This window comes from Acinetobacter sp. TW_SC_4, from assembly GCF_054861205.1.
This window is the reverse complement of record NZ_CM142174.1, coordinates 3,164,188-3,177,979: the sequence shown is the minus strand read 5'-3', so window position 1 is coordinate 3,177,979 and position 13,792 is coordinate 3,164,188. Positions and strand designations below refer to the sequence as shown.

12 protein-coding genes and 2 pseudogenes are annotated in these 13,792 nt (G+C 43.3%); 7 read left to right on the top strand and 7 right to left on the bottom strand.

The genetic code is table 11. The features are described 5' to 3' along the window. Nucleotides 1-656 precede the first annotated feature (656 nt). From rpmH to mnmE, 5 genes are all read left to right on the top strand, one after another. On the top strand, nucleotides 657-791 hold the full coding sequence (gene rpmH, locus ACWM1W_RS15495) for a 50S ribosomal protein L34 (protein WP_000831329.1): 135 nt from the start codon (nucleotides 657-659) through the stop codon (nucleotides 789-791). Between the two features lie 29 nt (nucleotides 792-820). Continuing rightward, a complete protein-coding gene (gene rnpA, locus ACWM1W_RS15490; protein ID WP_125279431.1) occupies nucleotides 821-1,216 on the top strand; it encodes a ribonuclease P protein component in 396 nt (131 codons plus the stop codon). Nucleotides 1,217-1,225: 9 nt separating this feature from the next. Then, nucleotides 1,226-1,546, top strand: coding sequence for a membrane protein insertion efficiency factor YidD (gene yidD / locus ACWM1W_RS15485; RefSeq protein WP_005233127.1), 321 nt, complete (start codon nucleotides 1,226-1,228; stop codon nucleotides 1,544-1,546). Nucleotides 1,547-1,551: 5 nt separating this feature from the next. After that, nucleotides 1,552-3,315, top strand: coding sequence for a membrane protein insertase YidC (gene yidC, locus ACWM1W_RS15480; protein ID WP_125279430.1), 1,764 nt, complete (start codon nucleotides 1,552-1,554; stop codon nucleotides 3,313-3,315). A gap of 93 nt (nucleotides 3,316-3,408) precedes the next feature. After that, nucleotides 3,409-4,764, top strand: a complete 1,356-nt coding sequence (gene mnmE, locus ACWM1W_RS15475; RefSeq protein WP_125279429.1) for a tRNA uridine-5-carboxymethylaminomethyl(34) synthesis GTPase MnmE — start codon at nucleotides 3,409-3,411, stop codon at nucleotides 4,762-4,764. 46 nt (nucleotides 4,765-4,810) lie between these two features. Here the strand turns inward: mnmE and ACWM1W_RS15470 are convergent, their stop codons facing one another. The 3 genes and pseudogenes from ACWM1W_RS15470 to ACWM1W_RS15460 all read right to left on the bottom strand — a co-directional run bounded on the left by ACWM1W_RS15470 (nucleotide 4,811) and on the right by ACWM1W_RS15460 (nucleotide 8,152). Then, on the bottom strand, nucleotides 4,811-6,115 hold the full coding sequence (locus ACWM1W_RS15470; protein WP_159124039.1) for an IS4 family transposase: 1,305 nt from the start codon (nucleotides 6,113-6,115) through the stop codon (nucleotides 4,811-4,813). 93 nt (nucleotides 6,116-6,208) lie between these two features. Continuing rightward, a pseudogene (locus ACWM1W_RS15465) lies at nucleotides 6,209-7,072 on the bottom strand (MFS transporter); the annotation flags it as partial. An 18-nt stretch (nucleotides 7,073-7,090) separates the two neighbouring features. Continuing rightward, nucleotides 7,091-8,152, bottom strand: coding sequence for an RNA-guided endonuclease InsQ/TnpB family protein (locus ACWM1W_RS15460; RefSeq protein WP_004781546.1), 1,062 nt, complete (start codon nucleotides 8,150-8,152; stop codon nucleotides 7,091-7,093). Nucleotides 8,153-8,289: 137 nt separating this feature from the next. Between ACWM1W_RS15460 and dmeF the strand changes: the two are divergent. Then, nucleotides 8,290-9,012, top strand: a pseudogene (gene dmeF / locus ACWM1W_RS15455) (CDF family Co(II)/Ni(II) efflux transporter DmeF); the annotation flags it as partial. A 132-nt stretch (nucleotides 9,013-9,144) separates the two neighbouring features. Then, entirely contained in the window at nucleotides 9,145-9,843 is a 699-nt protein-coding gene (locus ACWM1W_RS15450) for a DsbC family protein (protein ID WP_005233091.1), read from the top strand. Between the two features lie 83 nt (nucleotides 9,844-9,926). On the opposite strand, the gene ACWM1W_RS15445 is transcribed toward ACWM1W_RS15450, so the two are convergent. The 4 genes from ACWM1W_RS15445 to ACWM1W_RS15430 all read right to left on the bottom strand — a co-directional run bounded on the left by ACWM1W_RS15445 (nucleotide 9,927) and on the right by ACWM1W_RS15430 (nucleotide 13,583). Continuing rightward, nucleotides 9,927-10,184 carry a GlsB/YeaQ/YmgE family stress response membrane protein gene (locus ACWM1W_RS15445; RefSeq protein WP_034171345.1) on the bottom strand — a complete coding sequence of 86 codons (258 nt, stop codon included), beginning with the start codon at nucleotides 10,182-10,184 and terminating at the stop codon, nucleotides 9,927-9,929. A 175-nt stretch (nucleotides 10,185-10,359) separates the two neighbouring features. Beyond that, a complete protein-coding gene (hpt, locus tag ACWM1W_RS15440) occupies nucleotides 10,360-10,887 on the bottom strand; it encodes a hypoxanthine phosphoribosyltransferase (RefSeq protein ID WP_104426800.1) in 528 nt (175 codons plus the stop codon). A 211-nt stretch (nucleotides 10,888-11,098) separates the two neighbouring features. Continuing rightward, the gene (gene guaD / locus ACWM1W_RS15435) at nucleotides 11,099-12,418 is read right to left on the bottom strand and encodes a guanine deaminase (protein WP_125279592.1); all 1,320 of its coding nucleotides are present in this window, start codon (nucleotides 12,416-12,418) and stop codon (nucleotides 11,099-11,101) included. Between the two features lie 199 nt (nucleotides 12,419-12,617). Next, complete coding sequence (locus tag ACWM1W_RS15430) at nucleotides 12,618-13,583, bottom strand: TerC family protein (RefSeq protein ID WP_005233086.1); 966 nt, start codon at nucleotides 13,581-13,583, stop codon at nucleotides 12,618-12,620. Nucleotides 13,584-13,792: the final 209 nt, after the last annotated feature.

The window sequence follows — 13,792 nt, the reverse complement described above, 5'->3', positions numbered from 1 at the left end:
GTGAATCCCCTATTCATTCCATTGTTAATCAAAAAGGCTGACCGCGACCAAAGCGGGTCGCCATTCTAACCAAGTTATCCACATCTGTCATGGCAATTTCCACAGATTTTGTGCAAAAAGCAGTCATGGTAGATAAATTTAAATTTAAAAAGCCGGTGTGGATAAGTTTATCCGCAAGCTGTGGATAAAATATAGCACAAAGTTATCCACAAAGTATAAAATTAATAAAAACAGTTTTATCCACAAACTAAGTTTTTGTTTATTTGACACAAAATTAGCTTTTCCACAGAAAAAGTTCACCCTAATAGTAATAAATTTAAATTTATAAATTTGAATTTATTTATAAGATTCGATTCTTTTGTGGATAACTGAGAAAAGCTTAAATTTAAATTCAAAACTCAAGAGTTAAATTTAGATTTCACATAAGTTGTGGATAACTATGTTGATATAAGTGTTAATAACTTATATTTTTTTAAAACAAATAGTTATATTGTGGTTAACTTATATATAGGTATTTGAATACAATTTTTTTAATCCCTATTTACAATTTTGATTTCAGTCTTATTTGAAAAGAAAGTGGCTTTTGCATTGACAGCTCAAGCAATGAGCACTAAAATCGCGGACCTTTATAGAAAGATCATTTTTGGAGTTTCAATATGAAACGTACATTCCAACCATCTGAATTAAAGCGTAAACGCGTTCATGGTTTCCGTGCTCGTATGGCTACTAAAGCTGGTCGTCAAGTTCTAGCTCGCCGTCGTGCAAAAGGTCGTCACAGCTTAACTGTTTAATCAGTTAGGCTTTGCCGATTTTGGGTGTTATGACTACACTTTATAGTTTTGGTACAGAGCTTCGTTTACGCTGTGCTGCAGATTATAAAGGAGTCTTTGATGGTGCGCTTTTTAAAGTGCATCAACCCCATTTCCTTTTTCTTGCAAAACATTCCAAACTGCCAAACAGCCGTTTGGGTTTAGTTGTTGCCAAGAAAAAAGTGCGCCGTGCGCACGAACGAAATCGAGTAAAACGACTTGCTCGCGAAAGTTTTCGCCTGCATCAACAGCAACTAGATGATTTGGATATTGTGGTTATGCCTAAAGTAGGTATAGAAGCGGTACCGAACGCAGAGTTGCATCAGCAATTACAATTTGCCTGGCAGAAACTCAACCGTCTTGCCAAAAAGCATTCCAAAATAGCATCATCCTCCCCACAAAAGTAGAGATGGCCAATGGTACGTTTACTGCATTGGTTAATACGTTTCTATCAGATTGCGATTAGTCCTTTATTGGGACCACGCTGTCGTTATATTCCAACATGTTCTCAATATTCCTTGGAAGCAGTCCATACACATGGAGCTGTACGTGGTGTGTGGCTGGCTACTAAGCGTATTTGCCGTTGTCATCCGTGGGGTGGCTCTGGATATGATCCGGTTCCCCCGAAAGCGATTCGTTTTATTTCATTTCAGCAAATAGATTCTCAAACGCTTCACGTTGCTGTACCCTTTCGTGATCGTTTATTGAACCAAAATCACTCTAACCACTTGGGGTAATACATATGCAACAATGGGCCAGGATTGCAATTCTCGGAGCCATGTTTGTTGTCGCATATTTGCTCATTTTGGCGTGGCAAAAAGATTATGGCAATGCTGAAACCAAACCACAGCAAGAAGCTGCGGTTGTTTCACATGAAGTATCTGCAGATTTGCCAAATGCTCAGACGGCGACGACCGCCTCTGATCTGCCACAAGCAAATATGCCAGCGCAGCAAGCAACGGATGCCACCGCACCTGTAAGTCAGCAGCTTATTTCAGTACAAACTGACCTTTATCATCTTTGGATCAATCCTAAAGGTGGTGATATTGTTCGTGTTGAATTACTCAATCATGACAAGAATAAAGACAGCGATGAACCATTCGTTATGCTGGAAAGCGATGCGAAACGGACTTATGTCGCTCAGTCGGGCCTGATCGGTCTGAATGGACCGGACAGCAGCCGTAATGGCCGTCCAACCTATGAGCTGGAAAAAACGGCTTATACACTGGCAGATGCCAAAGCCGCTAAAAATAAAGATGGCGAAACTGTCAAAGTACTTTCTGTACCTATGGTCTTTAAAACGGCTGATGGTGTAGAAGTCATTAAAACCTTCAACTTTACTGAAGGTGAATATCCGGTAGTTGTGAATCACAAAGTGGTCAACCGCAGCGGCCAGACCTGGCAAGGTCAGATGTTCGGTCAGATCAAACGTGACAACTCTGAAGACCCAGGTAAATCTGATCAGGGTATCTTCACCCTGGGAACGTTCCTGGGCGGCGCTTGGGGTACACCGGATGAAAACTACAACAAGTTAAAATTTGACAACTTTGTTGAAGAAAAACTGAATACTGAAGCCAAAGGTGGCTGGGTTGCGATGGTTCAGCACTACTTTGTGAGTGCCTGGGTGCCAGGTAACCTGAAGCTGACTCAAGCCAATGGTGAAGCTTACAGCGCAAAGCTGGAATCACGTAAATCAACTGATAACATGAATATCATTGGTTTTACTTCTCCAACTTTCAATGTGCCTGCAGGTACCGTAGCTGAAATCGATGCGACCTTCTACTCTGGTCCAAAAGTTCAATCAGAGCTGAAAGATCTGGCGACTGGTCTGAACCAGACGGTGGACTATGGCTGGTTATGGCCAATTGCCAAACTGCTGTTTGTTGGTCTTGAGTTCTTCCACGGTCTAGTGGGTAACTGGGGCTGGGCGATCATTCTGTTAACTGTACTGGTTAAACTGATTCTGTGGCCATTGTCGTCGAAGAGCTACCGCTCTATGGCGAAAATGCGTGTGATTGCACCTGAAATGCAACGCATGAAAGAAGAGTTCGGTGAAGACCGTATGCGCTTCTCTCAGGAAATGATGGCATTGTACAAACGTGAACAGGTGAATCCACTTGCTGGTTGTTTACCATTGTTACTGCAAATGCCAATTTTCCTGGCACTGTACTGGGTACTGATGGAATCTGTAGAACTGCGCCATGCACCATGGATGTTCTGGATCCAGGATTTATCTTCAATGGATCCTTGGTTCATCCTGCCATTGATCATGGGTGCGACCATGTATATTCAGCAGATGCTGAATCCGCAACCAACTGATCCAATGCAGGCGAAAGTGTTCAAGATTATGCCAGTGATCTTTACAATATTCTTGCTGTTCTTCCCAGCAGGTCTGGTGTTGTACTGGATTGTGAACAACTTGATCACGATCTTGCAGCAAACACTGATCAATAAGTCTGTTGCCAAAGACCGTGCTAAACGCGATAAGGCAACACCAGTCAACTAAGTTGTACTGATGGGCTGAATAAATCCGCTTAAGATGGTAATCTTGAGCGGATTTTTTTTTGCTGTATTTTTAAGTTTTTTCTAGGTGAATGTTATGCTCGACCGAACTACGATTGCTGCGATTGCAACTCCCCCAGGACGTGGCGGTGTAGGTGTCATTCGCCTGTCGGGTCCCAAGTCTTATGAAATTGCCCAGGCCTTGAGCCAAAAAGATTTGCCCAAAGCCCGTTTTGCCGGTTTTCGCCAGTTCTATGATGCAGCCGGTGAAGTGATGGACGAAGGTCTGGTGATCTGCTTCCCGAATCCGAATTCCTTTACTGGTGAAGATGTAGTGGAACTGCAAGGTCATGGTGGTCCTGTGATCCAGAATGCCCTGTTGGGCCGTTTGCTGGAACTGGGTGCTACTGCAGCCAAAGCCGGTGAATTCTCGATGCGTGCCTTTGAAAATGGCAAGCTGGATCTGGTACAGGCAGAAGCGATTGCAGATCTGATCGATGCGACCTCCCAAGCGGCGGCACGGTCTGCAGTCCGTTCGCTACAAGGGGCTTTCTCGACTAAGGTCAATACGGTATTAGAACAGCTGATTCACCTGCGTCTACATGTCGAAGCGGCCATTGATTTCCCGGAAGAAGAAATCGACTTCCTGGCGGATGGCAAGATTTTAAATCTGCTGGATGGCGTGGCGAATGCCGTCACTCAGGTTCAGCAATCTGCACGTCAGGGTCAGTTGCTGCGTGAAGGCTTACAGGTGGTGATTGCCGGTAAACCGAATGCAGGTAAATCTTCCCTGCTCAATGCCCTAGCAGGTAATGAACGTGCGATTGTGACCGATATTGCCGGGACAACCCGTGATGTATTGCATGAAAAGATCACATTGAATGGCCTGCCGATTACCCTGACCGATACTGCTGGTCTGCGGGAAACCGGCGATATCGTGGAAAAAGAAGGTATTCGCCGCGCAATTAAAGAAATTGAACAGGCCGATCTGCTGTTGCTGGTTTATGACCTGAGCCAAGGTGATGATCCATTACAACTCGCTCAAGAATATTTTGCCGAGCATCTCGAGCCGAAACGCCTGATCCTGATCGGGAATAAAGCCGATTTGACCGGTGCCGATGCTGTCATGGGAGATTTTAAAGGCTTCCGTCATATTACTGTCTCAGCTAAGCAGGAAACCGGTGTCCAATCGCTCATAGATGCGATTACAGCGCATGCAGGCTTCCAGCCAGAAGAAGATACCTTTATTGCCCGTACCCGTCATTTAGACGCAATGAAGCGCACTCAAATGTATTTGGCTGAAGCTCGTGAGCAACTTGTTGTTTATAATGCAGGTGAACTGGTCGCAGAGTCTTTACGTTTGGCACAGAATGCACTGGGTGAGATTACGGGTGACTTTAGTGCGGATGATTTGCTGGGTAAGATCTTTGGATCATTCTGTATTGGAAAATAATCCTTAAGTTATATAAAAAAGCCCTCAAATGTGTAATGCCAGTCAGTTAAGAAATTGACTGGCATTTTCTTGGGTATTTCAGTGGTTTACCTTTCACAACTCTTGGGCAACTTCTAACCCTCCTCTCAGGCAAAACATACCTCCTAGATTTCTCCAGTAAACTTTCTAGATGTTTGGGTAAATTCCCTGCGGAGTCTAAAGAGTCGAATCTTAATATATTAAGGATGCCGATAGATGCAATATGAAAGCTGATTCTCAAAGGACTGACTTTTGCACGTTGAGCCATATATTTCATTTGTCTTCTTAGAATATTATAAGCAATGAAGACACCCCATAATTCTTGATAAATTAAATCAGGTTGCTTGCTCCTCAAATGCTTACTTTCCTGTAAATCACTTTTGATTTCTCGGTAACACATTTCTATTTCCCAGCGCTGAGCATAAAGCTTTGCTAAGGCTAGCAGTGGATATATCTTTGAATCTATTAATGAAGTGATATAGCGTCTAATTTTTCCTGCCTGCTCAACTTCAATCAAACGCGCTTCCCAATAATCCCCTAATGTTGAATTCAGCTTCTTGGCTCTTGCTGATATTGGCATCCTGATATGAAAGTCATGCTGGGAATTACGCTTAATGATCTCATAGCGTAAATTATCTTTTGCGCGCATAAGCCAATGGCTTGCCTCTGCACGTGTTTGCCATCCTATTAGAAAATCAGCAGAAAAATAGGCTCGATCAAACAGAGTAATACTATGCGATGGAGGACATAATCGATTTGCCAGTGTAAGTTCACCTTGATCCATGCTACCTATTTGGGCATCAATGATTTCATGGGTGTTGGTATTCACCAGACAGGTTGCTCTCACTTGCGGATAAGGTGCTACCGCAGTTTTACCCTTAGATGAGCCAAAGTGTGCAAAATTCTCATCTGTATAAGGCATAGACCAAACCACCCCGTCAACAGCACATACACTAAGGCCATGAAAGTTTGAGTATTGCTGTTGGGATTCTTCAAACCAGGCTTGGCTGAGTAGAGAAAACAAGGCATTCAAGGGCTCTCGCCCTAAGCGTTGTCGTGCTTGTACTGCTGCACTGGGAACGCAATATTCTGTGGTACCAAACACAAGTTTTAGTTGCTCTACCACATACCCGATCGGTTGATCTCGAAACAGGGCAAGCCCAATCACCAGCCATACCACATGTTCGGCAGGTAATTTTCTTCTCCTGATAGAAGCCTTACCTGTTTGACGCAGGCTCTCTTCAATCCAATTTAAATCAATGAATTCACTGAAATGGCTAAGTGAAGGTAGAGAATGTTGAAGAGTACAATCTAAATTTTCAGATAAAGTCATAAAAAAATGAGCGTATTGGCATACACTCATTTTTACTACATTTTTCTAATGTCTGCTTAACTGACTGGCATTACTCAAATGTGGGCTTTTTTATTAGGCTTTTACCTGCAGTTTTTGATGCCATAACCAAAGGATTAGACAGAGTGCACTGATCGCCACACAGAAACTGATCACGGCAAATCCTAAGCCGAAGTGATCAGCCAGATATCCCACCGCGATAATCGGCACAATCGTGCCCAAATAGCCAATAAACAGGTAAGTCGACATCACGGCTGCACGGTTTTGCAAGGTTGTAATCGCATGAATTACACCGAATGCGCCCATCAGGGCAAAACCATGTCCAATCCCGAATAGAATATCACTGGCAAAGAACAAGATACTTGCTTTAAGGATCATGCAGAGAGCAAGACTAACCAAGCTCACCAGCATAATTATCAAGCCAATATTCAGACATTTCTTTGCAGGAACAGCTTTAGCAAAGAACTGCACCACAGCAGAAATCAGCAAAATGCAGGTAATGGCGGTACCACTGACCAAAGGACCATGCCAGGGTAAGATATTCTGCACAAAAGACGGTGACAGTGAAGCAAATAAACTGAAAGCAGCAAAGGCATTAAATGCAGTTAATCCCACAATCATGAACACAGCATGATACTGAGGTTCAGGACGCAGTAATTTCGGTGCAATACTAAAAGGCTGGCGTTCAAAAGCAGGGGTTTTTAGCCAGAATAATCCGACAAAACACAGCACTGCCCCAAGAATAATTGGGAGGTATGGAGTAATTAATGGAGCTTGAGAAAACTGCGCAATTACCCCACCCACAAACGGTCCCAAACCAAAGCCTATGGCCGTCAAAATTGATACTAATTGCGGTGCAAGCTGCTTATGAGTCTCTGGAATGGTTTGCATCATGCCTAGCATTGCTGAAGTCGTCATCAGGCCTGAAGCAATACCAATGTTGACATCCTCCCCTAGCTAAAGCAAGGGGATTCCTACAGCTAGACGCTTATGCCCAAGCGCAAGAATATTGAGTGCAGAGTTTCTATCTCTATCGTGGAATGTACCGCATTCCACACACTTCCATTCTCTTATTCCAAGATCTGTCCTACCTTTCGGACTACTGTTAGATATATTTCCACAGCACGAACAAATCTGGGTGGTATAGGCTTCATTGACTTCTTCAAACAACACTCCAGCGTTCTCGCATTTATATCGAAGCATTGTTTTGAGTGCAGAAAAACCTGTGTCCAAAACAGATTTTGCCATTTTGGTTTTCACTAGTTTTCTTGCACTCAAGTCACCTACAATGATTAGTGCATTATTCTTCACCAGCGCTGTGCTGGCTTTATGCAAATGGTCTTTACGACTATTGGCAATTTTGGCGTGTAATGCACGTACACGCTTCTTATTTCTCGCTCGTTGAGCAACACCTAGCTTCTGCTCATAATGGCGATAGTATTTTGGATTTGAAATGACTGTACCATCTGAACAGGTGGCAATATCCTTTAAACCCAAATCAATACCGATGGCTTTGGTTGTGTTAGCTTTTTCCGCTTTAGGTGTATCCACCACTAAACACACATACCAACGTCCACGACTATCCTCTACAAAAGAGCCAGTTCTTACTGTGTATTTACTTAAACCGTAGCTATCCCATAATCCAAACTTAATTTTTCCATACTCAACATATCCATCAGCATACTTTAGTCCTGATCTTTTGAATGGTACCCACCCAAGCGATCTTCTTGCTGATTTCTTATTACTGACACGCCATTTGAGCTTTGCTTTTTTAAACTGTTTTCTTCGGGTGACAAGTTCTTCTCTGATCGCATCAACTGTTTGGCTATGCAACCCACACAGCTTCGAAGTTCCTTTAGTGTACTTCGCCATGTCGAATGCTGAAAAGAACTCACCCTTTCTTTTGAGGTGTTTAAAACTTAAATCATTCACATAATTCCAAACAAAATTAACTTCTGATGCTAATTGGTCTAGCACCTTGCAATGTTTGTCTTTTATGCGTAATTTGAGTGTCTTCATCTAATTATTTTAACAGTATTTTTCTTAATAGTGACTATAGTACAAGTATTTAAAACGACATTTCGTGTCGTTCATGTGGTTTACTCCAGTCGCTTATATCCTCGTGCTGAACCACGAGGTTTTACGCTCCAGTGGATAAAGCGGCCCGTCATTATGCGAATGATCCCCGCTTTAATATGGGCACTTGGCGGATTGAAATTCTGGCCAGTTATAGCAGTGCAATTTTATTGCTTGTGGTAGCCGGTTTTATGGCGATTCATTCAGTAGAACGTCTCTTTTCGCCAGTTCAGATTCATTATAACGAAGCCATTCCAATCGCGATTTTAGGACTATTGATTAATCTGGCCTGTGCCTGGTTGCTGCATGATGATGGGCACCATCACCATGATCATCATCATGGGCATTCCCATCACGAGCATGATAATAATCATGGTCATCATGACTTGAACTATAAAGCGGCCTTTCTGCATGTGGTTGCTGATGCTGTAACTTCTGTTCTGGCTATTATTGCTTTGATTGCCGGAAAATATATGGGCTGGGATTTTCTCGATGCAGTACTGGGACTGGTCGGCTCAGTCTTGATTGCACGCTGGGCGATTGGCCTGCTAAAGCAAAGTGCCAAGACTTTACTGGATGCCGATATGGATGCCCCAGTGGTCGAAGAAATACGTGAAGTCATTGCTGAATATGGGAACGACCTACACTTAACTGACCTGCATGTATCGAGAGTCGGTAAAGGTAAATTTTCCTGTTTTGTTGCCGTTCAAACGGGAATCCCCATTAGTGCCGATCAAATCCGTGAGGCGATCTCTATTCATGAAGAAATCGTGCATATCTCGGTAGAAGTCAATCAGCATTAAGGGGTCAATGTTCCACGTGAAACATGATTGATCAATTCGATTTGAATATTAAGCTACATAAAATAGTCAGAATTTTCTTTTTAAAAAGACTAGAATCGAAACACATTTAACTCGGACCTGAGCAGGACATTCATGCAAATAAGAAATATGCTGCTGGCTTTGACCCTATTCCCTGGCCTCAGCTTTGCCAATGTGGATACAGTTAAAGCCAATCTGGCAAAAAACAGTCCCAACCTGAAAATTGAAAATATTCAGCCTACCGAAATGAAAGGAATCTATAGTGGTTCCATGCAGGGACAGATTGTCTATCTGAATGAAGATGCCCAGTACCTGCTGGCCGGTTCAATGTTCCGGATCCAGGATCAGCATAATCTGACTCAGGATTTATTACTCAAACAAAATAGTGTCGACTGGAAAAAGTTACCGCTTCAGGATGCGATTAAATCAGTCAGAGGGACAGGAAAACGTCAGCTTGCCATCTTTTCTGACCCAAATTGCCCGTATTGTAAACAACTTGAAGTAGAGCTGAAAAAACTCAAAGATGTCACTATTTATACCTTCATCCTGCCTTTAAAACAGCAGTCAATTGCGCCATCTAAACAGGTTTATTGTGAAAAAAATCCGGCCCAGGCTTGGGAAGACCTGATTGGTCAAGGTATACAGCCTAAATCGAAAAAGAGCTGTAGCAATCCAATTGAACGTAATAAACAGCTGGCACAATTACTCGGTGTAAATGGCACTCCCGCGATTATTTTCTCGAATGGTTTTAAGGTCATGGGCGCTCAGCCGGCAGAACAGATTGAACAAGGCTTCAAAGAATTCGGCCTGTAAAATTCTGACCATGATCAGCAAATAAAAAAAGAGCACCTATCTAGGCGCTCTTTTTTATGAAAGAAACTTATTCCAAGCAGGGCTTAGATCCGTTTACGTTTGGTCACCATATTGTAGATAAACAAGATGACCACGGCACCGATCACTGAGGCAATAAAGCCTGCGGCAGAATCTTGGGAGTACAAGCCCAGCATACGTCCGGCAAAGGTCGCAACCAGTGAACCGGCAATCCCCAGCAGGGTCGTAACAATGAATCCAGCTTTGTCATCACCAGGATGAATCGCGCGTGCAACCAGACCCGCAATAAAACCCACCACAATCGCAACGATAATTGACCACATCAGCATACTCCTTGTTATCATGTCTTTGTTTTTACATCAGGTTTATCTTGCGACAAGAAAAGCTCTGAAAAAAGTCATGTCCTGCAACGGGCTGTTGCGTTTTTGTTTGCTGTGTTACTGAAATGATTCAAGAAATAAAAGAAGTGGCACGAAGCCACTTCTTTTAAACCGGTTCTTAAATGCCGATTTCACCAATAAATGGAATATGACGGTATTTTTGATCATAGTCCAGACCGTAACCAACAATGAACTTGTCTTCGACTTCAAAGCCCAGGAATTTTACTTCCAGCTCGATTTCACGACGTGAAGGTTTGCTCACCAAAGTGCATAGTTCAATTGAGTTTGGCTGACGGGTTTGCAGGATTTCCAGGACTTTGCTTAAGGTATTACCTGAGTCAATAATATCTTCAACCACTAGCACATCTTTACCACGGATTTCACCGTCCAGATCTTTCAGGATTTTGACATCACGGCTCGAAATCGTACCACCGCCGTAGCTGGATACAGTCATGAAGTCGAGTTCATGTGGCTTGGTAATGGCACGACACAAGTCTGCCATGAAAATCACTGAACCGCGTAACAAACCGATAAGTACAAGCTCTTTGTCACTATTGGCATAGTGTGCATCGATTTTAGCACCAAGCTCTTTGACTTTAGCTTGAATTTCTTCAGCGGAAATCATTACGCTCATTTGAACGGTCATGGGTAGATACCTAAAAAATAAAAATAGCAAAATAAAAAAGGTGTTGACCTGCAACACCTGAATTGCAGCAATTTTAATACATCCTTGCTTGAGATGCACCTGTTTTACTTGCTGTAAATGTAATCAATTTTCGGGCTGCTGTGAATCTCTCTTCAGCGCAAAGGCACAGACGGCGACGATTGCAGTCAAAATGATCCTACGCTGACGCGATTTATTGGGCTTTGACATAGACAGCCTGTCCATAGACATAAGTTGCTGCAATATTACGGTCATCTCCCAGCATGGTCAGTGCAAAAAAAGTATCTTCAATATTTTTGGCTCTGCTCTGCCGCAGTTGTTGTAAGGTTGTGGCATTGAGATCAAGCACCACAAAGTCTGCTTCTTTGCCCACATTGAAATTCCCCAAGCGGTCATCCAGACTTAAGGCTTTCGCACCACCCAAGGTCGCATGATATAGCGACTCAAAAGCCGAAAGTTTTTCTCCTTGCAGCTGTTGCACTTTATAAGCCTCATTCAGGGTTTGCAGCTGATTAAAGGAGGTTCCTGCCCCGATATCGGTACCCAAGCCGACTTTTACGCCTTCATCCCAGGCTTTCTTTAGCGGAAACAAACCACTACCTAGGAACAGGTTTGAGGTTGGGCAGAAGGCAATCGCAGAGTCGGTTTGATGCATGCAATCCCACTCCCCTTCTTCCAGATGCACACAATGTGCAAATACGGATTTAGCGCCGGTCAGCCCATAATGATGGTAGACATCCAGATAGCCTTCACGTTCCGGAAAGAGTTCTTTTACCCAGGCAATCTCATTTTTGTTTTCACTAAGATGAGTATGGATATAAACATCTGGATATTCAGTTTTTAACTGGCCTGCTTTTTCTAGTTGTTCAGGGGTTGAGGTTGGAGCAAAACGTGGCGTAATCGCATAAAGATTACGTCCTTTACCATGCCATTTCTCAATTAGGGCTTTAGAGTCGCTATAGGCTGATTCTGCGGTATCGGTCAGGGCTTCAGGTGCATGGCGGTCCATCAGCACTTTACCGGCAATCAGACGCATGTTCTGTGCTGTAGCTGCTTCGAATAGCGCTTCTACCGAAGCTGGATGAACGGTACAGAACACCAAAGCTGTGGTTGTGCCATTCTTCAGCAATTCCTGAATAAAAAACTGTGCAATTTTCTGGCTATACGCCGGATCCTGAAACTGGATCTCAGTCGGAAAAGTATAAGTATTTAGCCATTCTAATAGCTGTTCACCATAAGCACCGACCATTTCGGTTTGCGGGAAATGGATATGGGTATCAATAAAACCTGGCACGATCAGCTGCTCAGGATAATGAGCTACCTGCACTCCTTCAGGCAGATGCTGCTGCCCCTCTTCCCAGCTGCCAAACCATTGAATCTCACCATTCTGGCTGATGAGCAAGCCATCTTCTACATATCGCACTTGGTCGTGAATTTCACGCGCTTGGGCAACCGTATTCTTGATATCCAGGAAGCGACCGCGTATTGCCGTCGTTGCAATGATAGAAGACATTTAAAACCTGCGCTTTTTGATTTTTTCGATTGATTGTAGCTGAAAAAATTAGCATGTTTATATGAACATTCATATTTAACCATGCGTATTTTTTATGAGATCAGACAATCACGAATAATTTCAACAGAGCGTGCGTATGCAGCTGAGCTTATAGACAAATAAAAAAGCCTGCATCAGCAGGCTTTTTTTATGATTAGCTTTACAGCGTAGTTTCGTTATGTTTCTTGCTATGACGAATCGACAAAATCGCAGTCACCGTCAAGACAATCACAATAAAGCTCAGTGAAATCCAGATCGGCATATGGAATACATCCAGCATCAGCATCTTAAAGCCGATAAAGACCAGAATCAAACCTAGGCCATAAGGCAGATAATGCATTTTTGAGGCTGCACCTGAGAGCAGGAAGAACATGGCACGCAGGCCTAAAATTGCCATCAGGTTCGCAGTAAGCACAATGAAGGGGTCGGTGGTGACAGCAAAAATAGCAGGAATAGAATCGACTGCGAAGATCACATCAGAGGCTTCGACCAGAATCAGCACCAAGAATAACGGCGTTGCCCAAAGCAAACCATTTTGACGGACAAAGAATTTATCGCCCTGAAGTTGCGGGGTGATACGCATATGTTTACGTAGCCATTTCAGAATGGCCATATCTTCAATATTGCTGCCTTCTTCATGCTGACCACGCAGGAATTTGAAGCCGGTATACACCAGGAACGCACCGAAGAGATACAGAATCCAGGAGAATTCCTGTACAAACCAGGCACCAATAAAAATAAAGATTGTTCTGAGCACAATTGCACCCAGTACACCATATAACAGCAATTTACGTTGTAGCGCTGGTGGAATGGCAAAGGCGGCAAAGATCATCAGCCAGACAAAGACATTATCAATTGCCAGGGATTTTTCCAGCAGATAACCGGCAAAGTATTCCATGACCTTGGTATTGGCAATTGCCGCACCTGCAGTCTGCTCCAGATACAGCCATAATCCACCACCAAATAAAGTCGCGACACTGACCCAGGCGATACTCCAGTAGGCAGCGGTACGGACTTTTACTTCCTGACCATGCTGATGTTTAAAGCCGACAAAATCGATCACCAGCATGACGGCGACAATTGCGAAAAAGACAAGATACAGCCAGAGCGTACCAATTGTTTCCATGTGAATTCTCCACATCGGACGACTGGCCATAAAAAAACCTTGACCAGCTGCCAGATGAAAAACATCTATAACAACATGATCAAGGTCTTGCCTACATCTTTGTGCTCTACTGGAGGAGATCCAGTGGCATTTCAAGATGCTCAGATACCGACTTTTTGCAAAGTGTAATGACGATATTCTGACACGTTTAAAAACTGAAATTTCATTTT

What these genes read in the sequence shown, in the direction of transcription:
- rpmH (WP_000831329.1), top strand. Translation starts at nt 657, where the DNA reads ATGAAACGTACATTCCAACCATCTGAATTAAAGCGTAAACGCGTTCAT.
- rnpA (WP_125279431.1), top strand. Translation starts at nt 821, where the DNA reads ATGACTACACTTTATAGTTTTGGTACAGAGCTTCGTTTACGCTGTGCT.
- yidD (WP_005233127.1), top strand. Translation starts at nt 1,226, where the DNA reads ATGGTACGTTTACTGCATTGGTTAATACGTTTCTATCAGATTGCGATT.
- yidC (WP_125279430.1), top strand. Translation starts at nt 1,552, where the DNA reads ATGCAACAATGGGCCAGGATTGCAATTCTCGGAGCCATGTTTGTTGTC.
- mnmE (WP_125279429.1), top strand. Translation starts at nt 3,409, where the DNA reads ATGCTCGACCGAACTACGATTGCTGCGATTGCAACTCCCCCAGGACGT.
- ACWM1W_RS15470 (WP_159124039.1), bottom strand. Translation starts at nt 6,115, where the DNA reads ATGACTTTATCTGAAAATTTAGATTGTACTCTTCAACATTCTCTACCT.
- ACWM1W_RS15460 (WP_004781546.1), bottom strand. Translation starts at nt 8,152, where the DNA reads ATGAAGACACTCAAATTACGCATAAAAGACAAACATTGCAAGGTGCTA.
- ACWM1W_RS15450 (WP_005233091.1), top strand. Translation starts at nt 9,145, where the DNA reads ATGCAAATAAGAAATATGCTGCTGGCTTTGACCCTATTCCCTGGCCTC.
- ACWM1W_RS15445 (WP_034171345.1), bottom strand. Translation starts at nt 10,184, where the DNA reads ATGTGGTCAATTATCGTTGCGATTGTGGTGGGTTTTATTGCGGGTCTG.
- hpt (WP_104426800.1), bottom strand. Translation starts at nt 10,887, where the DNA reads ATGACCGTTCAAATGAGCGTAATGATTTCCGCTGAAGAAATTCAAGCT.
- guaD (WP_125279592.1), bottom strand. Translation starts at nt 12,418, where the DNA reads ATGTCTTCTATCATTGCAACGACGGCAATACGCGGTCGCTTCCTGGAT.
- ACWM1W_RS15430 (WP_005233086.1), bottom strand. Translation starts at nt 13,583, where the DNA reads ATGGAAACAATTGGTACGCTCTGGCTGTATCTTGTCTTTTTCGCAATT.